Origin of the sequence: Sphingobacterium sp. GVS05A (assembly GCF_019969845.1) — a bacterium.
Taxonomy (GTDB): domain Bacteria; phylum Bacteroidota; class Bacteroidia; order Sphingobacteriales; family Sphingobacteriaceae; genus Sphingobacterium.
Genome location: NZ_JAHXYR010000003.1, coordinates 432,668 through 453,150 on the forward strand (window position 1 = coordinate 432,668; position 20,483 = coordinate 453,150).

The 20,483-nt window shown below is 41.0% G+C and carries 13 protein-coding genes; 8 read left to right on the plus strand and 5 right to left on the minus strand.

Going from position 1 to position 20,483, the window contains the following annotated elements:
• Nucleotides 1-60: 60 nt before the first annotated feature.
• From nrdE to LC454_RS09485, 3 genes are read right to left on the minus strand one after another with little or no spacing between them, the layout of a single operon-like run.
• Nucleotides 61-2,166 carry a class 1b ribonucleoside-diphosphate reductase subunit alpha gene (gene nrdE, locus LC454_RS09475; RefSeq protein ID WP_223581799.1) on the minus strand — a complete coding sequence of 702 codons (2,106 nt, stop codon included), beginning with the start codon at nucleotides 2,164-2,166 and terminating at the stop codon, nucleotides 61-63.
• A complete protein-coding gene (gene nrdI / locus LC454_RS09480; RefSeq protein WP_223581801.1) occupies nucleotides 2,126-2,533 on the minus strand; it encodes a class Ib ribonucleoside-diphosphate reductase assembly flavoprotein NrdI in 408 nt (135 codons plus the stop codon). The genes nrdE and nrdI overlap by 41 nt, the downstream gene beginning before the upstream one ends.
• Before the next feature lie 35 nt (nucleotides 2,534-2,568).
• Nucleotides 2,569-2,802, minus strand: a complete 234-nt coding sequence (locus tag LC454_RS09485) for a thioredoxin family protein (RefSeq protein WP_077437059.1) — start codon at nucleotides 2,800-2,802, stop codon at nucleotides 2,569-2,571.
• A 342-nt stretch (nucleotides 2,803-3,144) separates the two neighbouring features.
• Between LC454_RS09485 and LC454_RS09490 the strand changes: the two genes are divergently transcribed.
• The 8 genes from LC454_RS09490 (at nucleotide 3,145) to LC454_RS09525 (ending at nucleotide 18,281) form a co-directional block, all read left to right on the plus strand.
• A complete protein-coding gene (locus LC454_RS09490) occupies nucleotides 3,145-5,562 on the plus strand; it encodes a prolyl oligopeptidase family serine peptidase (protein WP_223581803.1) in 2,418 nt (805 codons plus the stop codon).
• Nucleotides 5,563-5,987: 425 nt separating this feature from the next.
• Nucleotides 5,988-6,857, plus strand: a complete 870-nt coding sequence (locus tag LC454_RS09495) for an AraC family transcriptional regulator (RefSeq protein ID WP_223581805.1) — start codon at nucleotides 5,988-5,990, stop codon at nucleotides 6,855-6,857.
• A gap of 481 nt (nucleotides 6,858-7,338) precedes the next feature.
• Entirely contained in the window at nucleotides 7,339-10,353 is a 3,015-nt protein-coding gene (locus tag LC454_RS09500; protein ID WP_223581807.1) for a SusC/RagA family TonB-linked outer membrane protein, read from the plus strand.
• Between the two features lie 52 nt (nucleotides 10,354-10,405).
• Nucleotides 10,406-12,031, plus strand: coding sequence for a RagB/SusD family nutrient uptake outer membrane protein (locus tag LC454_RS09505; protein ID WP_223581808.1), 1,626 nt, complete (start codon nucleotides 10,406-10,408; stop codon nucleotides 12,029-12,031).
• Nucleotides 12,032-12,209: 178 nt separating this feature from the next.
• Nucleotides 12,210-14,030 (plus strand): aryl-sulfate sulfotransferase, encoded by a 1,821-nt coding sequence (locus tag LC454_RS09510; RefSeq protein ID WP_223581810.1) that lies wholly within the window; start codon nucleotides 12,210-12,212, stop codon nucleotides 14,028-14,030.
• Nucleotides 14,031-14,059: 29 nt separating this feature from the next.
• Complete coding sequence (locus LC454_RS09515) at nucleotides 14,060-15,271, plus strand: glycosidase (protein WP_223582143.1); 1,212 nt, start codon at nucleotides 14,060-14,062, stop codon at nucleotides 15,269-15,271.
• 148 nt (nucleotides 15,272-15,419) lie between these two features.
• A complete protein-coding gene (locus LC454_RS09520) occupies nucleotides 15,420-16,325 on the plus strand; it encodes an endonuclease/exonuclease/phosphatase family protein (protein ID WP_223581812.1) in 906 nt (301 codons plus the stop codon).
• Nucleotides 16,326-16,367: 42 nt separating this feature from the next.
• Nucleotides 16,368-18,281 carry a sodium:solute symporter family protein gene (locus tag LC454_RS09525; protein WP_223581814.1) on the plus strand — a complete coding sequence of 638 codons (1,914 nt, stop codon included), beginning with the start codon at nucleotides 16,368-16,370 and terminating at the stop codon, nucleotides 18,279-18,281.
• 110 nt (nucleotides 18,282-18,391) lie between these two features.
• On the opposite strand, the gene LC454_RS09530 is transcribed toward LC454_RS09525, so the two are convergent.
• Nucleotides 18,392-18,907, minus strand: coding sequence for a DUF2911 domain-containing protein (locus LC454_RS09530; protein WP_223581816.1), 516 nt, complete (start codon nucleotides 18,905-18,907; stop codon nucleotides 18,392-18,394).
• Nucleotides 18,908-19,224: 317 nt separating this feature from the next.
• Nucleotides 19,225-20,472: a threonine ammonia-lyase IlvA gene (gene ilvA / locus LC454_RS09535; protein WP_223581818.1), complete on the minus strand. Its 1,248-nt coding sequence runs from the start codon at nucleotides 20,470-20,472 to the stop codon at nucleotides 19,225-19,227.
• Between the last annotated feature and the right edge of the window lie 11 nt (nucleotides 20,473-20,483).

Sequence of the window (20,483 nt, forward strand, 5' to 3'; positions counted from 1 at the left end):
CGATAACTTGGCAACTTTTGACCTATTCACATTATATATCCAAATACTAAAATCTCAAGATTAGGCTGAACAAGAGACACATTCGTCGATGGTCGATTTTCTTGTTCGTGTGTAATAAAGGGACTTTAATCCCAATTTATGTGCATAGATATAATATCTAGACAAATCTCTTGTGGAGTCTTTCGAATTGGTATGTAAGATCGTAGATACCCCTTGGTCGATATGACGTTGAATAACCGAAATCAATTTCAATACTTTGAACTGATCCATATCATATGCCGATTTGAAATAGAAATAGTTATCGTTGGTCAAATATGGCATTGGGTAGTAAGTTGTACTATCACCATATTCACGCACTTCAATAATATCCACAATTGGCATCACCGACGCTGTCGCATTCATGATATAGGAAGTTGATTGATTTGGAGCAATCGCCAAACGGTACGCATGGTAGATACCATGTTCTTTGATTTTTGCTTTTAATTCTAACCAATCTTCAACAGTTGGAATGTGTATACCTTCAAACAACTCAGTTACCTTAGCTGTTTTTGGAATGTAATCACGGTTTATGTAATTATTGAAATAAGTGCCATCTGCATAGGCTGATTTCTCAAATCCAACAAATGTTTTACCACGTTCTTTGGCAATTTCCATGGATGCTTCCAATGAATAGTAGTTCATCATCATGAAGAATGTATTGGCAAAATCCAAGGCTTCATTAGATTCGTACATGATAAAGCTTTTGGCAAGGTAACCGTGTAGGTTCATCGCACCAAGTCCTACGGAGTGCAATTCGCGGTTTGCTTTTGCAATCGAAGGTACCATGTCTATGTTGGTTACATCAGTGACTACCGTTAGTGCACGCATCGCTGTTTTCACCGTTTCTTTGATGCGTTTGTTGTCCATCACCGTAGCGATATTCAACGAACCAAGGTTACAGGAGATACCATAACGGATTGTATCTTGTTTGCCATAGATCTCGATATCGGATACTTGTGATACCTGCATGATCTCAGTACATAGATTGGAGAATTTTACCTGACCAATTTCATTCAATGCATGCACACGGTTGGTGTTTTCTTTGAAGAAGATATAAGGGTAACCGGATTCTTTTTGTGTCTGTGCGATCTTAACCAACAGATGACGTGCGTTGATTTTTTTCTTTTTGACATTTGGATTGGTGATCAACTCATCGTACATCTTATCCATATCCATTTCATCCAAGAATTGTCCATACTCTTGTACTACTGTATGTGGGTAGATCAAATAACAAGGCTCATCTTTCTCCGCTAGTTCCATGAACTTGTCCGGAACGATAATACCGATTGAAAGTGATTTGATACGTACTTTTTCGTCCACATTGATTTTTTTACAATCAAGGAACTCTTCAATATCAGAGTGGAAGATATTTAAGTATACTGCTCCAGCACCAGGACGTTGTCCCAATTGGTTTGCATAAGAGAAGGTATCTTCCATGATTTTCATGATTGGAAGCACACCACCTGCACGGCCTTCAACGCCTTTGATCGCCTCGCCACGTGCACGGATTTTGGAGATATTGAACGAAACTCCGCCACCGATAGAGGATAATTTCATGGCTGAATCAACCGCATAACCGATACCGTTCAGGTTGTCACCAATTTCATCTAAGAAACAGGATACCAATTCCCCAGAGCGTTTTTTACCTGCATTCAAGAATGTTGGTGTAGCAGGTTGATACTCTTGGTTGATCATGATCTCGGCGTATTCTATCGCTTTTTTTACACCTTCTTCTCGTGCTAAGAATAGGGATACAGCAACAACGCGGTCTTCATAGCGCTCCAGGAATTTTTCACCAGAGTCGTCACGAAGCGCATAGCTCTGGAAAAATTTAAAGGCTGCCATAAAGGATTCGAAACGGAATTTTTTGGCATACACATAATTGAATACCTCTTCCATTTCTTCAAATGTAAACCATTGGTAAAAATCAATATAGTAGTTGTTTTCTATCAAATAGTCTATTTTTTCTTTCAATGTATAAAAGAACACAGTGTTCTTATTTACATACTCCAGGAAATATGCGCGAACAGCTTCCTTATCTTTATGTAAGCTGAACTCGTCATCATGCTTAATCATGATTTCATTATTAAGCAATATCCAGTTTTTTGCTACTTCGTTTGCTACCATCGCAAAAGTTCTTTAAGATGTCAATAAATTGGTTTATGTCTTCCATTGTTCCGGACAGTTCAAATTTGAACGCCAGTGGAATGTCGAAATCCTGTGAAATACGATCAGCTGCCAAACCGAAATTTGGGCCCCAGTTGCGGTTGCCACTGGAGGTTACGGAATAGATATTTTTAGCTTCTCGTTTCATGAATTCTTTTGTGTTTTCGGGCACCTGTCCAAAATTCGTGGTAAATGTGACCAAATGGCCAGGGTGATTTACCTCAAGGTCAGCGCTGATTTTATGGATCTGCCAGCCAGTGATCTGTGCGACTTTATCCATAAAACGCTGTACGTTACCCGTTCTGGAATCGTAATAAATGTGTATCATACTGCTGTTTTTAATTTAATGATACCCTCGATTTATTAAAGTGCAATGGCAGCCAATTCTTCTGGTTTAAAGCCAATGATACGGTGTTGAATTTCTTCATCTTCCAATACGATTACTGTTGGTACCGTACGGATTTTGAATTTTGCGGCCAAGTCAGGTTCATCAAAAGGATTAACCGTTTCATATTGGATACCTTTTTGATCCAAATAAGCCGATACTTGTGCACAAGGAGCACAATCGTTTTTCTCAAATTTGATAATTCTTGCCATGTTTGTATGTTTATTTTTTTTATCCAATCTTCATAGAAAAAGAAAGGTCGTTACTTCGTTGAATTGCCAATTCTTTCATTAGCTTAACAAATATCATATATTTTCTTGCGAAGCGGTAGTTTGACTTTTCCACATTTTGGGTAAAAGTTTGTCATAGGATGCGTTTACTGCTAGTTGGTTGTGCTAAGTATTTGTTATAGTGGGTGATATGAATGTGGATAACTTTAAATCAAGAAATTTCACCTGTTTTTTACGAAACAATCTAAGTTTAATTTTAGTGTCATAAAACGGCTACAATACTTGGTTTTTTTTCATAAATTTATTATATTTTATTGCCCTAATATGCAAAATAAATTTATGAAGAAGCTATGCTATGCTCTCTTGTTGTTATTGTCGTTGAAGACGCATGCACAGGAGAATATCACTTTCCAAAAACCGACTACCGAAATTTTGGCTTTGGCCGATTTTATGCGGCCACCTCAGATAAAAATGTCCAGTGATAACAAATGGATGTTATTCACCTACCGATCGACCTATAAGAGCTTGAAGGATCTGGGACAGGAAGAAATGAAATTGGCCGGATTGCGTATCAATCCGCGTACAAATATGGAAAGTTCTACAGTCTTTTTTAATAAGATCGGTCTGAAGAAAATTGGACAACAGTTGGAAGAAACGGATTTTGTTGGAATGCCAGAAAACCCCTCTTTGTCAAATTTTGCATTCTCCCCAGACAATAACCGCTTGGCATTTACCAATACAAATGAATCTGGAACCGCACTGTTTGTACTGGATTTAGCTACACGAAGAGCGAAACAATTGACAGCTTATAATTTGAATGCAACATTGGATGCGCCTTTTCAGTGGTTGGGCAATTCAACACGATTAATTATTACGGCGTTGCCGAAGGAAAAAAATGCCTTGTTGGATCCTGCCAAAGATCTGCCCACGGGACCGGTCGTATCTACAAGCGATGGCAAAGTATCTCAACTCAGAACATACCAAGATTTATTGAAGAATCCACAGGACGAACGGAATTTCGAGACACTTGTACAATCTAATCTACAGTTTGTGGATCTGGATGGGACTATTTCCAAATTCAAAGATAAAGATATCTATACTGGGGTTGCCTTTTCGCCAAATGGTACCTATGTCATGGTAACAACAATCGCTAAACCCTATTCCTATCTGGTACCAGCGTCGCGTTTTCCACAACAGACGCGGATCTATGATCTATCGGGAAAAGAGATTGCACTGGTTAATGAAGTACCTTTAACAGAGGTCATGCCAAAAGGATTCTCCTCTACACGTCCGGGTAGGCGTTCTTTGCAGTGGCGTGACGACCAGCCAGCAACCTTAGCTTATGTTGAAGCCCTGGATGGTGGTGATGCCAACAAACCGGCAGAATTTCGCGATGCGCTTTATACATTGGACTTCCCATATACAGGTGCGGGAAAGCTGATTTTCAAAACTAAAGATCGTTATGCTGGGGTTGTTTGGGGTAGCGATAAATATGCCTTGGTTCATTCGCAATGGTATGATACCCGTAATGCGAAAACCTTTGTCGTTAATCCTTCCACTGGAGAATCCAAATTGTTGCATGATCGCAATAGCCAAGATGTCTATAATGATCCGGGTACAGTATATCAGCAAAAAAATACTCTCGGAACATACAGTATGTATATGGACAAGGACAAGATCCTGTTTGTAGGAAAAGGTTTTACCAAAGAAGGAGAGTTTCCCTTTATCGACGAATTAGACCTGCGAACGTTAAAGAAAAAACGCTTATATACGGCAGCAGCATCTGAATTGCAAGAACGGATTGGAGAGATTGTAAATCCAAAAAACGGCGAATTGTTGATCTCGCTCCAGTCGGCATCAGTCTATCCGAATTATTACCTGAAAAACATGAAATCAGGCAAACAGGTTGCATTGACAACCTTGGAGAACCCGTTTAAATCACTTGAGAAAGTGCATAAAGAAATCCTGAATTATAAACGAAAGGATGGGGTTGAACTTTCGGGGACATTATACCTGCCTGCAGGCTATGATTTTACTAAAAAAGAAAAATTGCCCTTGTTGATGTGGGCCTATCCACGAGAGTATAAGGATAAAAATACAGCTGGCCAAAGCACGGCGAACCCAAAGGAATTTACATTTCCAAGCTATGGATCATTTATTTATTGGGTATCAAAAGGGTATGCTGTGCTAGATAATGCGGCTTTCCCGATTGTTGGCGAAGGAAAGAAAGAACCAAATGACAACTTTATCGAGCAGCTGGTTGCCAATGCAGAAGCTGCCATCAACGCCGTGGACAAACTGGGCTATATTGACCGTAAGAAGGTTGCTGTGGGCGGGCATTCGTATGGAGCCTTTATGACTGCACACTTATTGTCTAATTCAAAATTATTTGCAGCTGGGATAGCGCGTTCGGGAGCTTATAACAGGACCTTGACCCCATTTGGTTTTCAGAGTGAGCAACGCAACTTTTGGGATGATCCAAAACTTTATATGACCATGTCTCCATTTGTAAGTGCTGATCGGATGAAAACCCCTTTATTGTTAGTTCATGGTGGAGCAGATAATAATCCGGGAACATTTACCCTACAAACAGAACGTTATTTTCAGGCGTTAAAAAATTTGGGTGCACCTGTACGTATGGTGATTTTGCCGCGTGAGGCACATGGTTATGTAGCGAAGGAGAATATCTTTCACCTCTTATGGGAGCAGGATCAATTCCTTGAAAAATACTTAAAGAACTAGTCGTTGTATTTGAATGATATAACCTATATGCTTTCGCGAGTACCAGCCATTATGAAAATCGACTGAAGGTTCTTTCTGGTCGATAAATCGGCCATAGGGAGTCCATTGATCCCTTAATGGAAAAAATACGAATCAATAAAAAATAGACAATTCAGAAAAAAAGGCTGCCTTTAGACAGTTTTTTTTGACTATCCTATAAGGAGAATAAAGTCTCATCAGGTACTTTGCGGCTGTATAAAATGCATGGTACTGCGTTTGTGCTATGTTGTAAGTTGATGATCAATACCTGAATCGCAGGGAGAGAACAGTTTAAATTAGTGTATTGCTACTGAGTTAACATGTTTCTTGACAAGAGGAGGGCATTGATTATGCGTATAATTTTAGTTAAGTTTGGGTAATTTACCAAAGGGAAAAATGAACTAATTATGAGACCTGATATATTTCGAGAAAAATCGCCATTGTCCTCTGATGATTGCTTTGTGGTCTTTGACAGGCGAAAATCTTCTTTCACTTTTCCGGTACATATCCATCCCGAATATGAACTTAATTATGTGGAGGGGGCTTCCGGTGCGCAGCGTATCATTGGTAATTCTGTAGAAACGATCGGTGAGCAGGATCTGGTACTGATTGCGAGTCCGGAGCTTGAACATGCCTGGAAAGATGGTGAATGTCAGTCCAATGATATTCATGAAATCACGATACAGTTTCACCCCTCGCTTATTGACCAATATCTGGACAAAAAGCAATTTGCAAGCATACAGCAGCTTTTGGCAAAAGCATCGCGTGGTGTTGTATTCGGAAAGGATACGGTTGACCGGGTGCTTCCTTTGCTTCGCATATTGACCTTGGAACGCGATGGGTTTTATTCGGTCATGAAATTGCTTGTCCTGCTTTATGAACTCTCAAAAGGTGAGGATATCCGTGTATTATCTACAGCGACAAATTCCGTCTTGAGCAATAGTGAGCTGCTTATGGGGCGTCTACAGGAATATGTTGTTGCGAATATTAACAAAGAATTGAGTCTGCCTATGGTAGCGGCGATTATGAACATGAGTAAATCAACCTTCTCTCGTTTTTTGAAATCAGCTACAACATTGAATTTTACCGACTACTTACTTGACTTCCGGATCAATATGGCCGTTCGGCTGTTAAAAGAGGAGACTCCAATTGCTGATATCGTCGAGCAATGTGGTTTTAATAGTGTTTCTTATTTCTACCGTGTATTCAAAAAGAAAAAAGGGATAACCCCCATTGAATACAGAAATAGCCTACGGAAGAAGCAGATGATTATCTAGCGATCTGGTCGTAACCTACTCCTATACTCAGATTCTGAGTACATTCTTTCATGCGTACGATACCAATAAGCAAGCCAAGGCAATTTGTCTGACAGGGACCATGCTGTCTGACAAACGATTGCATCGTGTTGCTCAACGCTGTGGAATAATTCAATAAAAATGAGTTCAGAGTTCAATGAATTGCTGTTGACTTGTTTTTAACATGTTGTTTTTCAGTTTATTGTATTTTCTGTTGAACTAATATATTTTTTCATTGATCTCTTTTCTTTTTTGGAACGTGCAATCGTTTGCGTTTGTTCTTTTTGCGATTCCTTTGTCAGAAATATGAATTAAAAGTACAATACAAATGACCAGATCTTGCTATCCTTGGCTTTTCCTTTTCTCTAATTTCGTCCTATAGACCAATAATAGCATACCAAATTAAGTATAGACATATTATATACAATCTATCTATTTATTGTAAACCTTAAATACACAAAATATGAGAAAAACAGCTCTACTGCTTTTACTTTCGGCTTATGGCACATTTGCTTGGGCACAACAATCCCAAAAAGTACGAGGGAAAGTCCTTGATGCAGATAATAAGCCAGTGGCGGGGGCCACAGTAAACATCAAAGGTAGCACCGGGGGGACAAAAACTGAGGCTGACGGTTCGTTCGCGCTTGATGTTGAGAAAGGGAAAACCTTAAAAGTTACCTATGTTGGAATGAAGGAACAGGAGGTTCTTGTTAATGACGCATCGACATATAGTATTATACTTCAATCGGGAACGGAATTAGACGAGGTCGTTGTTATCGGATACGGTACAGTGAAAAAAAGCGATCTGACAGGAGCTGTTGCTTCTGTTACAGGTAAAGATCTACAGTCTAATTTAGCGAAGAGTGCTGCTGGTGCCTTGCAAGGTCGTGTTGCGGGGGTAACGGTATCTAGCGCTAGCGGAACGCCAGGAGCAGGTATGAGTATTAATGTCCGTGGCCTAAGTTCTATGGGGAATAATGCACCTCTTTATGTCATTGATGGGGTATTTGGCGATATCAATATGGTGGATCCCAATGATATTTCTTCACTGGAAGTTTTGAAAGATGCTTCAGCTGCTGCGATCTATGGATCTCGGGCGGCCAATGGTGTTGTTATCATTACCACAAAAGGCGGTAGAAAAGCGACTCTAGCGACTTTAAGCGTAAATGCATACACGGGTATTCAAAGCCTTCCTAAAAAAATGGATTTGATGGATGGCCCACAATGGAAACAGTTTCAACAGGATAACGGGTATCTACCAACGGAAGCACAAAATCTGAATACGAATACAAATTGGCAAGACGAGGTATTTCATACAGCCCCAGTTAATAAGGTCAACCTAGATATTTCGGGTGGAGGAGAACAGTCTACCTACAGTGTGTCCGGAGGTTATTTGAATCAACAAGGTATTTTGAAGACTACTGGTTATAAAGCATTCAATCTACGTACAAAAAATACGTTCAGTTTTTTTAACAACCACTTACGGGTAGGAAATACCTTTTTGATAAAATCAGGTGACCGAAAATTTTCAGACCTGACCATTACAGATATCTTACGACAAAACGCGTTGGTACCTATTTATGATGCCAATTTAGTTGGAGGATATGCTACTTATGCTCCGTGGATGAAGAACTTGGACAATCCAGTGGGGATTTTGAACTTATTTAACCGACATGTATATCAGACAGATCTTATGCTCAATGGATATGCTGAGGTAGATTTGTTTGTTAAGGGACTAAAATATAAATTAAATGTTGGGGTCAACAAGACAACTGGCCGGAATTATAATAAAGGGGATGCCTATACCTATGGTACCGATGTGCGTAAATCTTTTCTCAATGAAAGTGCATTTTTTAACAATCAATGGTTAGTTGAAAATACATTACATTACGATAATACGTTTGACAAACATACCATTTCAGCTTTAGCGGGTTATTCCGCGCAGGAAAATACGAATCGAGGTTTTGGTGTGGGAAGAAATAATCTCCCATTGGGGACTGATGCTATTGATGCCGCTTCTCCAACAGAACAAACGACTTCTGGAAGCCTAAATGAGGCTGCATTGATCTCCCAGTTTGGACGGATAATGTATAGTTATGATAGTCGTTACCTACTTACTGCCACAATACGTCGCGATGGTTCTTCCAAATTCGCAGATGGAGCGCGATATGGAGTGTTCCCGTCTATCGCTTTGGGCTGGAATGTGATGAATGAGAAATTTTTCGAAACAGCAAAAGGTACAGTTAATGAATTTAAACTACGTGCTAGCTATGGTCGACTAGGTAATCAGGAAATTGCAAATTACACCACACAGCGGATAACTACCTACGGTATCAATTATTTACAAGGCGGTACCTGGTGGCAGGGAGCAAGTACAGGTATCAACTGGGTTTCGCCTCGAAACCTGACTTGGGAAGAGACTGCGACAAGCAATATTGGATTGGATTTAGCATTTATGCAAAAGAAATTGAACATCAGTGCTGATTATTACGTACGTGAGACCAAGAATATTCTTTTAGGTATCAATCAACCTCCTTCCGCTGGACTTAAAGGAACACCAGTAATGAATGCGGGTACAATTAGCAATAAAGGTTTTGAGTTATTAGCGACATACAAGAATTCTGTTGGAGAATTGAACTATAACATTGGCGTGAATGCTTCTACGGTGAAAAATAAAGTGAAAGCAGTTACAGTAGGTAATGTTCAGGAATTTGGTGGCTATAATCCACAAGGTGAGGGAACAATTACTTGGGCCAAAGTTGGTTATCCAATTGGCGGTTTCTGGGTGATTCAAACCGATGGACTTTTCCAGTCAGATGCAGAAGCACAAGCCTATAAATCAGCAGATGGCAAAGTAATTCAACCAAATGCTGCTGCGGGGGATATCAAATTTGTAGATTATAACAAAGATGGTCGTATCGACAATAATGACCGTCAGTATGTTGGTAGCCCTTTTCCAAGTCTTGCCTATGGTATTCGAGGAGGTCTAGACTATAAAGGATTCGATATGGCTGTCTTTTTTGATGGTATGTACGGTAATAAGATTTATAATTATACCCGAGCTCGCATGGAACAAACCAACGAAGTGAATAATCATTCCGCTCGTTTATTAGAGTCTTGGACACCCAGCAATACCAATACCGACATTCCTCGTTACACTAGACAGGATCCAAATGACAATAAGCGCCGGGTCAGTGACCGTTGGATTGAGAGCGGAGCTTTCTTCCGTTTAAAAACTATTGAAGTAGGATATACATTGCCAGCACAATGGCTAAGTAAGGCTACTTTGAAAAATGCACGCGTATTTCTGGCTGGGGACAATTTGTTTACAGTGACAAAATATAAAGGCTATACACCAGATTTAGGTCAAAGTAATGGTGATAATGGAACACCATCGGGTGTATTAACAGCTGGTACGGATCATGGCCGTTTTCCATTGGCACGAACCATTATGTTTGGTGTTCAAGCTAATTTTTAATGGATAATCGATCTGTTATATAAATAAATTTTATGTTTTAAATACGATATAGATGAACTTTTCAATAAAAAAATATACGGTTATAGCAGCGTCCTTGTTGTTCTTAGGAGGTTGCAAGTCAGATTTTTTGGATCGAACCAATCCTAATTTACCTATTGAGGAAACCTATTGGAGACTTGAATCCGATGCTCAATCTGCCATGGCTACTATTTATTCGCCAATTCGCTCACAAATGTCAGGCTATTACGGAGCATATGGTGGTTATCAAACGATGAATAGGGCGGATGATATGTGGTTTCTCAGCGGTGAAGAAGCATTTACCTGGGAATATATCAATTTTCTCAATTCGGCAGGTACACCAGAGAGCGATTTCGGTAGCTTATATAATGGGATAAACAGAGCGAATGTATTTTTGAAAAATATTCCACGTGTTTCGATGGATGAAAATAGGAAGAAGGAATTGATCGGGGAAGCGAGCTTTTTAAGAGGAATGTATTATTTCCTGCTGGCCGCAAATTATGGTGATGTGCCTTTGAGATTGTTGCCAACAGATGATGATCCAGATGGTGCGAGCAAGCCTTCCGCTGCAGAAGCCGAAGTATGGAAACAGGTCATTGCAGATTTTAAAATAGCGAAGGACAATCTACCGCTAACACGATCTGCAGCCGAAGCTGGGCGAATTACAAAGGGGGCAGCGATTGCCTATCTAGGTAAGGCGCTTGTATACACCAAGCAGTATGCTGAGGCCGAAGCAGAACTGAAAACCTTATTGACAGCACCCTATACTTACGATTTGACGGCTAATTTTGAAGATAATTTCAAGGAAACAACCAAGCTTAATAAAGAGTCAGTTTGGGAAATAGTCTACGACAGCAAATTTGGAGGAGATGGAAATTGGGGTGTAGATTGTGCTTCTTGTGCAATGGGGTTTGTTCTACCTAATTTTGCTGGACCAGATGGTACAGGTGCTTGGTTTAAATTAATGCCGGGGGCAGCTGTCGTTCGTGATTTTATTTCTGAAGAGCGTCCTGTGGGCTCTGATACGCGCTTTGATAAAAGGATGTATACAAGTTTCTTTTGGAAATACTCTGATTATGAAACAGGGCTTACTGACGGTGCCTGGTTTGGTAATCAATCTTTCGACCTTATGTGGAGCAATGCTGGACCTAAACGTCAACGCGGCGAGCCTACTTTTTCCGCAATTGATGGTAAAGCTGGTCGTTTCCTGATTAAGAAATATACTAACTTTTATAGAAATATATCCGGAGCGAATAGCATGTATGACGCCGCTAACCGGAATAATAACCTTCGCGTATTCCGTTTTGCTGAGGTTTTGTTATTGCATGCCGAAGCCTGCACAAAAAATGGAAATACAGTGGGAGCTGCATCTAGTTTGAAGCGTGTTCGTGATCGTGCGGGTTTAGCAAATAAAACCTGGGCCAATGCCGATGAGCTGATGAAGGAGGTGATCAAACAAAATGAGCTGGAATTTTTCTTTGAAGGACATCGCTTTTTCGATCTAAAACGCTGGTATACACCAGCACAAATGAAACAGATCTTTGTCGATAATAAAAAGCAGGGCGCTAATAATTTCCAGCCTAAGCATTACTATTTGCCGATTCCAGAAGCTGAAATCAATACGAATTCAAAAATTCATCAGCATCCATTTTGGCGATAGATGTGAGATAATATATGGCTTCGGTTGACACTGAACAGGATAAGTTATCTAATTAAAATTCCCCCAAAACGCAGTAATTGATAGTACAATACTGCTTACATAAACCTAAATTTTTCTCCAGCAGCAGTATTCCTGCTGCTGGAATATTAGAAAAGCTCGAATTTAACGAAATAAACGTATGATAGCAACGAAAAAAATAGGTAGTACTTTTGCAGGTTTGCTCTTTTATGGAGCAACCTTACTGTTGCTGTTTGTTTCTTGTAAGAAAGATCGGGAAACGGCAGTAGAATCAACAGCTAAGCTTTCCCTGGATGTAAAAGTTAAGGATGGTGAATTGCTACTGGACGTCACTAAGAAAGTGGATGAGTATATCTTCAATTTTGAAAAAGGAAGTGTATACATTCCGTTGGCGGATATTTCAAAAATAGAACCTGAACTGGCACGCTGGCGGACTGATCTGACGTTTAGTGACGGTTCCAAATTGGTCGTTCCGACGAAAGGCACATCACTCGATTATATTATTGAAAAGATCAAGCTCAACCCCTCCGGGTATAATCCGTTGGCGGCGATGGTCGATGTGTGGTTACCTACTTATGGTCGTGTGAAGGTGACCGTGAAAGGAAAAAATGGAGCTGCGGGTGCAATTACACATTTGTGCCATACCGATATTCCGCGACAAAGTGTGCCTGTGCTGGGCTTATATCCTGATCACGATAATGTTGTCGATCTGATTTTTACCGATCGGGAAGGCAATGAAAGAGGGAAAACGACCATACATATCCAGACTGCGGCATTGAGTCTGCAGGACTTCCCAAGGTGGAAGATTGTAAAAGCCCAAGCCGGTAAGATGGAGCCAGGGGTCAATTTGGTTCATTATCCAGGTCAGAGCGAAGCCGATGTTTCACTTCCTTATATAATCGATCAGGAAGGGGAATTGCGCTGGCTTCTGCAGCTCAAATCATCTCCTGAACTAAAGCGACTCTCTTATTCCATTGGCCTCAAGCGTACTAAAAGCGGAACTTTTATTGCGGGTGACCAGGCGCAGCAAAGGATAGTGGAAATTGATATGTTCGGTAATCTGAAGCGGGAATGGGATCTTGCTAAACTAGGATTTGGATTTCATCATGAGATTACAGAAGCTGCCAACGGAAATTTTTTAATAACTGTCACAAAAACAGCTGCACGTCTGGTTAATGGTGAGCCCCGTATCAATGACTTTATCGTTGAATTGAATCCCCAAACAGGGAGTTTAGTCAATGAATGGGATCTGGCGGCGCAGCTGGATACTACCCGTTACGTAAAACCTGACGGTATTACCCCACCTGCATTTTCGCAGACAGCAAATAACTGGGCACACAACAACTCCATTGCCGAAATAGGAAATGACTTATTGGCGACCTTACGTTATCAGGGTATTGTGCGTTTTAACCACGCAGGACAGACTCAATGGATGATTTCACCACATAAATTTTGGGGTGCCAATTATCAATCGTTGTTGCTGAAACCTATTGCCGAAGATGGTACAGTTATTACCGATCCTGCTGTCATCAATGGTGATGCAAGCATCGCGGGATTTGACTGGCCCTGGGGCCCTCATACACCAGTGGCACTTTCCGAAGATCGTATTTTAGTCTTTGATAATGGCTATAACCGAAGCTGGATCCCCAATTTTGGAACGGGTGTAAACAATTATAGCCGAGTGGTCGAATATAAAATTGATGCGGCTAAGAAAACAGTGCAACAACTTTGGTCTTATGGTAAAGAAAGAGGGGCAAATGCATTTTCTCAAGCTTTATCGGGGGTACAATACCTGCCACAGACTGGTAATATTCTATTCTTTCCAGGTATGGGGGTGAAAACAAGCATAGGGACCGGAGGCCGTGTGATGGAAATCGATCCGAAGACAAAGGAAGTTTTGTTTGAACTTGAAATAGCTACTGGCAGCGGAACAGCATTTCACCGGGTAACACGTATACCACTCTATCCAACGAATTTATAAATAACTATTTTTTGAACTTACGTAATTTTATGTCCGAATCCTTTGAGCGTCAGCAAGCTTATATTATCGAAACACAACGTTTATTATTAGAAAAAGCAAACGTTGGATTATCCAGTCCTGGAAAAATTGTCACGCGTTATTTTAATCCTGTTGTCACCAAAGAACATATTCCGCTTACCTGGCGCTACGATTTCAATCCATTGACAAATCCTCATTTTTTGGAACGAATTGCCTTCAACTCAACCATGAATGCTGGAGCAATCTATTGGAAAGGAAAGTACCTGCTATTCGTTCGTGTGGAGGGAGTAGACCGAAAGTCTTTCTTTGCAATTGCCGAAAGTGACAATGGAATAGATCAATTTCGCTTCTGGGATCATCCAGTCTCACTTCCGGATTCGGAATCTGATGAAACCAATGTCTATGATCTTCGGCTTACGGCACATGACGACGGCTGGGTCTATGGAATTTTCTGCAGTGAACGCCGTGCGTCTGATGCTGCTCCAGGCGATCTTTCTAGTGCCGTCGCTTCTGCCGGGATCATTCGGTCAAAAGATCTGATACATTGGGAACGTCTCCCTAATTTAAAGGCTGGCAGTCAGCAACGTAATGTGGTGCTGCATCCTGAGTTTGTGCAAGGAAAATACGCGTTTTATACACGCCCCCAGGATGATTTTATTCTGGCAAAAAGTGGTGGTGGCATTGGATGGGCCTTGGTGGAGGATATCACCAAAGCTGTTATCCAGGAGGAAAAGATTATTAATAAACGTTCTTATCATACGATAAAGGAGCTTAAAAATGGGGAGGGACCGGCGCCACTACGGACGGAGAAAGGCTGGTTGCACCTTGCACACGGAGTTAGGGGTACTGCAGCGGGCTTACGTTATGTATTATACCTCTATCTCACGAGCCTAGAGGATCCAAGTGAATTAATTGCAGAGCCTGCGGGTTATCTCATGGCTCCCGAAGGTGAGGAAAGGGTGGGGGATGTTTCCAATGTGCTTTTTTCTAACGGTTGGATTATGGATGCAGATGGTACCGTGTATATTTATTACGCCTCCAGCGATACGCGGACACATGTTGCAGTTTCTTCTGTGACGAAATTGCTGGATTATTGCCTGAATACACCAGCGGACGGACTCCGCTCAGCGGAATCATTACGCAAGGTGATTAATCTGATTGATCATAATATCCACTATATAAATAATAAAAGCCGGGGAGAGCTTGGCCATCTTTCACAATAGTGTTCGATCTGGAAGAAATACAAAGTGTACCTGACCCTCAGTAAATGATCGTAAATCGTATGCCGAAAATAGTGTGCTTAGCACACGGTTAAGCAACAGGGCAATAAAATGTACGAATAAAAAAATGTGCGACGAAAAAAACAATGCTATGTTAAAGAATGTTTGTGTTCAAATTCTCGCTTTGATCAGTCTTTGCAGTTTAGCGTTTTCTGTGCGGGCTCAAGAATCGGAGAGCTTAAAAATTATCTCCTATAATATCTGGAATGGTTTTGAGAAGCAACAGGATCGAAAGGATAAATTTAGTGATTGGATGCGAAAAGAGCAGCCTGATATTGTGGCATTGCAGGAACTGGTCGATTTTAAGCAAACAGATCTCGCGCAATTGGCTAAAACATATGGACATACTTACACGGTTTTGTTAAAAGAGCAAGGTTACCCTGTCGGTATTTCCTCACGTTATCCGATCAGACTTATAAAAGCACAAGTAGATCAGTTTTGGCATGGGATGCTTCATGTGAAGATCAACCGCTTAGATCTTATCGTAACACATCTAAGCCCTTTTTCCTGGAAATACCGGCTGGGAGAGGCGAGACAAATTGTAGAATATGTAAAGAATAATCGCTTGGACAGCTGTATTATTATGGGAGATCTGAATGCCTACTCCCCGCTAGATGCCATTTGGTTGGAAACGCAGTCTGTATTGAAGACAAATTTAGCGAAATGGGATCAGGAACATCCGCAGTATGGCAATATGAACGGAAGTAGATTTGATTATCGTGTATTATCAACTTTTCTGGCTGCCGGTTTTGACGATTGTATCGGACGGTATGTATTTCCTGAAATCAAACGTGCCAGCTATCCCGCAGCGACGCTTTACAATTGGAAATGGGGAGACTCCCGGCTGGCCACTGTTTCTGAACGTCTCGATTATATTTTGTTGTCTGAACCTTTAGCATCTCAAGTGAAACAGGTGGAAGTGTATAATGGTCCTGCACTTGAGGGGATATCTGATCACTACCCTGTTTCGGTCGTGATTGATCAATTGGAGAAATAGAAATATAATTGTAGATTGCGGATGACCACGAAAAGAATATTCATGGAAATTTCCGCAATAGATATAGTTATCATCGTCAGTTATTTGCTTGCGATGATTGTCATCGGTTTGATCCTTAAAAAGCGAGCCGCCAAGAATCTCGATTCCTATTTTTTAGGTGGAAAAACGCTACCCTATTATATGCTCGGTATTTCTGATGCATCGGGTATGTTCGACATCTCGGGAACTATGTGGATGGTCTACCTTGCTTTTGTATATGGCTTAAAAAGCATGTGGATCCCTTGGTTATGGCCTGTTTTCAATCAGATTTTTTTGATGGTCTATTTGTCGGTTTGGTTGCGGCGATCCAATGTCCTTACTGGAGCAGAATGGATCCGTACTCGTTTTGGTCATGGTCGGGGAGCTGATGGAGCCTATACCATCGTCATTCTATATGCCATTGTTGCGGTAATGGGTTTTTTGTGTTACGGCTTTATCGGTATAGGGAAATTCATGGAAGTTTTTTTTCCATGGGAACAGGTATCCCGCTTTATTCCATTGACGATTGATCCAGCGATGGCTCCTCAATTGTATGGTATTTTCTTTACAGCGATTACGACTTTTTACGTCATGCTTGGTGGGATGCACAGTATTGTGTGGGCAGATATGGTCAAGTTTGCTATTATGATTATTTCGGGGATTGCCATCGCTGTAATAGCCATGCAGCAGGTTAGCCCTGAACTATTGGCAGCAAACACACCGGAAGGCTGGGACTCACCCTTTTTCGGCTGGCAATTGGATTTGGACTGGAGTACTTTGCTCCCCTCGATAATGGATCGGATCGCCGATGATCAATATAATCTTTTCACGGTATTTGTCATGATGATGCTATTTAAAGGGATATTTATGAGCATGGCAGGACCGGCTGCCAACTATGACATGCAGAAGATATTAGCCTGTAGATCCCCTAAAGAGGCGGCTTTAATGAGTGGTTCAGTGTCGGTCATCCTACTTATCCCCCGTTACCTGATGATCATGGGGTTCACGGTATTAGCGCTTGTGTTTTTTCGGGATGAATTTGCACAGATGGGCAATCAGATGGATTTTGAAATTATTCTGCCTAAAGCTATCAGCCGTTTCGGCAAGGTTGGGTTGACTGGGCTATTGTTGGCAGGGCTATTGGCGGCATTCATGTCTTCATTTGCTTCGACGATAAATGCTGCTCAGGCTTATCTTGTAAATGACGTTTTGTTGAAGTTTATGTACCGATCTGCTTCACCTAAAAAGCAGATCCGTCTGAGTTATGCTGTTTCAATCGCTGTGGTCGTCTGTAGTACTATTATTGGCTTATATGTGCAGAATATAAACTCCGTTTTACAATGGATTGTCTCGGCGTTATATGGCGGTTATATCGCAGCAAATGTATTGAAATGGCACTGGTGGCGTTTTAATGGTGCCGGATTTTTCTGGGGAATGCTGGCGGGTATAGTTGGGGCGATCATCTTACCACAGGTTTTTCCGGATACACTGCCGCTATATTTTTTTCCTTTTTTGTTTGTCCTATCTTTGTTTGGCTGTTTTGCAGGGACATGGTTATCCAGGCCTACGGAAGAGGAAGTGCTGGTAGACTTTTATGTGCGTGTACGCCCTTGGGGTTTTTGGGGACCGATTCATCAAAAAGCACTGGAGAAATACCCGGATCTCAAGAAGAATGATCATTTTAAGCGGGATATGGTCAATGTGGCTGTCGGTATAGTATGGCAATGTTGTCTGACCTTGGTGCCCATGTATATTGTGATCAAACAGGGACAGGGCTTGCTCACAACAATCTTGACATTGGGTATTACTACACTTATCCTGAAAAAAAACTGGTATGATAAGATGAATCGTGATGAGGAGGAATATAATGCCTTTATGGTAAAGTACGGGTTGAATAAAACACACAAGACCGTCACTGAAAAGACGATTATTGACTAAGCATACGAACTGCTTTTAGACTATATAAAAGCTTTTCGATTATACAAAATAGGCCACCAGTCGTACTTTGACCGGTAGCCTATTTTTATAAAACGGACTTATGGGATCAGCTAGTTACTTGCTTTGACCTTAAAAGGAATGACATACTCTCCCCATTCCAGTGAAACATTACCTTCCGGAGTCGCATTTATTTTGAACTGCTCCTGACTGTTATCCGACTTATCATTACTGACCGAAACGCGTAGCGCATCGTCTTTGGCGTCATATTTTGTTCCCCATTGGTTCCACACTTTGCTGAACATAAGGGTTGTTTCGTGTTCTCCAGGGATACTATAAAGACCATATTTCCCTGCGGCTAGTTTTTTGCCTTCAACCAATACATCTTTATTGAATTCGATTGTAGTGGCTTCATTGGCGCCTGTACGCCAAACTACACCTACAGGAACAATATCAACACCGAGTTTGCGACCCTTTAGTGAAGGACGGCTGTAATTGATGTCGATGGTAACACCATCGGTTGTTGTTACCTTAGTGTTGTCTGGAGGACTTGGACGTTTGCTTTTGTCTGTCTGGGCGAAGCTAAGTTGACCGATTAGGGTCAAAATCGTTAAAATTAGTACTCTCATCTGTGCTTATTTTTGATTAAACACTTAAATATAAGATTTTTATATGATGAAAATGGCATTAATTTTTAGCAGATATAATTAATCGAGCAAATTGCTCATACCTATTCGTGATGCTACTGAAAAGAGAAATACAGTTCCAGCTTCCTGGTATTGCCCAAGCTAGTCTATTAAAAAAATAGAGAGTTTATCTTTAAAAGTATGTTTGCTCATAACAATACACCCCAAAAGTTTTTTGTCTAACTTTTGGGGTGTAGTTCATTATCTAAACTTGGCTGTGTTTCTTTTTTTACAGCATTTAAATCGCAGGTCTTTATTTTTTATACCAGATATTCAAATAATGTTTGATCTTTATTGATTTCAATGACATCGAATTTGTATTCTTTCATCCGTGCGATGAGTGTCTCGTAATCTTCAGGCTTGTTAAGTTCAATGCCGACTAAGGCTGGCCCCCTTTCCCGCTCAGTTTTTTTGATAAACTCAAATCTCGTAATATCGTCTTTAGGACCGAGAACTTCGGATACGAAAAGTTTTAATGCGCCGGGACGCTGGGGAAAACGAACGATAAAATAGTGCTTGTATCCTTCATAAAGTAGCGACAGTTCTTTGATCTCACTCATGCGGTCAATATCATTATTGCCACCTGAAATAATACAGACTACTTTCTTCCCTTTAATTTCATCTTTGTGGAACTCCAATGCGGCAACAGAAAGTGCTCCTGCGGGTTCAACGACGATTGCGTCTTTATTGTATAACTCCAAAATACAAGTACAGATTTTACCTTCAGGAATAGAGCGTGTATCATCGAGCAGTTGCTTAGCAATGGCAAACGTCGTAGCACCTATTTTTTTTACAGCAGCTCCATCCACAAACTTGTTGATATGCTCTAATTCAAAGGGTGCGCCGTTTTCAAGTGCGGCCTGCATCGATGGTGCACCTTCAGGTTCTACACCGTAGCACTTGATCGCTTTGTTTTTGCTTTTCAGGTAATAGCTTGCTCCAGCAGCTAGTCCACCACCACCGATCGGAATAAATATGGCATCCATATCAGGAAGATCCTGCAATGCTTCAACGGCTACAGTACCTTGTCCTTCCACAACTTTGAGATCATCAAATGGCGGAATGAAAGTCATACCATGTTCTTCCGTGTACGCTAGAGCGGCTTTTTGACAGTCATCAAATGTATCTCCGGTCAATACAATTTCAACATTGCCATTACCCCACATTTCGGTCTGTGAGATTTTTTGACGAGGTGTCGGTCCAGGCATAAATATAACACCCTTAATGTCTAATTTGTTGCATGAGAAGGCTACACCTTGAGCATGATTGCCTGCACTTGCACAGACCACACCACGTTGTCTTTCTTCATCTGTCAACGAAATAATTTTATTGTAGGCACCACGCAATTTATAAGAACGTACAACTTGCAAATCTTCTCTTTTGAGATAGACTTCGGCGTCATATTTTTCGGATAAATGCCGGTTATATTGTAGCGGTGTACGATTTACCACAGATTTGATGCGCTCAAGTGTAGCTTCGGAATCGATGTTTAGGGTTGATAGATCCATAGTTAGATGAT

Excerpts from the sequence above, each read along its gene's own strand:
- nrdE (WP_223581799.1), bottom strand. The coding sequence starts at position 2,166 with ATGGTAGCAAACGAAGTAGCAAAAAACTGGATATTGCTTAATAATGAA.
- nrdI (WP_223581801.1), bottom strand. The coding sequence starts at position 2,533 with ATGATACACATTTATTACGATTCCAGAACGGGTAACGTACAGCGTTTT.
- LC454_RS09485 (WP_077437059.1), bottom strand. The coding sequence starts at position 2,802 with ATGGCAAGAATTATCAAATTTGAGAAAAACGATTGTGCTCCTTGTGCA.
- LC454_RS09490 (WP_223581803.1), top strand. The coding sequence starts at position 3,145 with ATGCAAAATAAATTTATGAAGAAGCTATGCTATGCTCTCTTGTTGTTA.
- LC454_RS09495 (WP_223581805.1), top strand. The coding sequence starts at position 5,988 with ATGAGACCTGATATATTTCGAGAAAAATCGCCATTGTCCTCTGATGAT.
- LC454_RS09500 (WP_223581807.1), top strand. The coding sequence starts at position 7,339 with ATGAGAAAAACAGCTCTACTGCTTTTACTTTCGGCTTATGGCACATTT.
- LC454_RS09505 (WP_223581808.1), top strand. The coding sequence starts at position 10,406 with ATGAACTTTTCAATAAAAAAATATACGGTTATAGCAGCGTCCTTGTTG.
- LC454_RS09510 (WP_223581810.1), top strand. The coding sequence starts at position 12,210 with ATGATAGCAACGAAAAAAATAGGTAGTACTTTTGCAGGTTTGCTCTTT.
- LC454_RS09515 (WP_223582143.1), top strand. The coding sequence starts at position 14,060 with ATGTCCGAATCCTTTGAGCGTCAGCAAGCTTATATTATCGAAACACAA.
- LC454_RS09520 (WP_223581812.1), top strand. The coding sequence starts at position 15,420 with ATGTTAAAGAATGTTTGTGTTCAAATTCTCGCTTTGATCAGTCTTTGC.
- LC454_RS09525 (WP_223581814.1), top strand. The coding sequence starts at position 16,368 with ATGGAAATTTCCGCAATAGATATAGTTATCATCGTCAGTTATTTGCTT.
- LC454_RS09530 (WP_223581816.1), bottom strand. The coding sequence starts at position 18,907 with ATGAGAGTACTAATTTTAACGATTTTGACCCTAATCGGTCAACTTAGC.
- ilvA (WP_223581818.1), bottom strand. The coding sequence starts at position 20,472 with ATGGATCTATCAACCCTAAACATCGATTCCGAAGCTACACTTGAGCGC.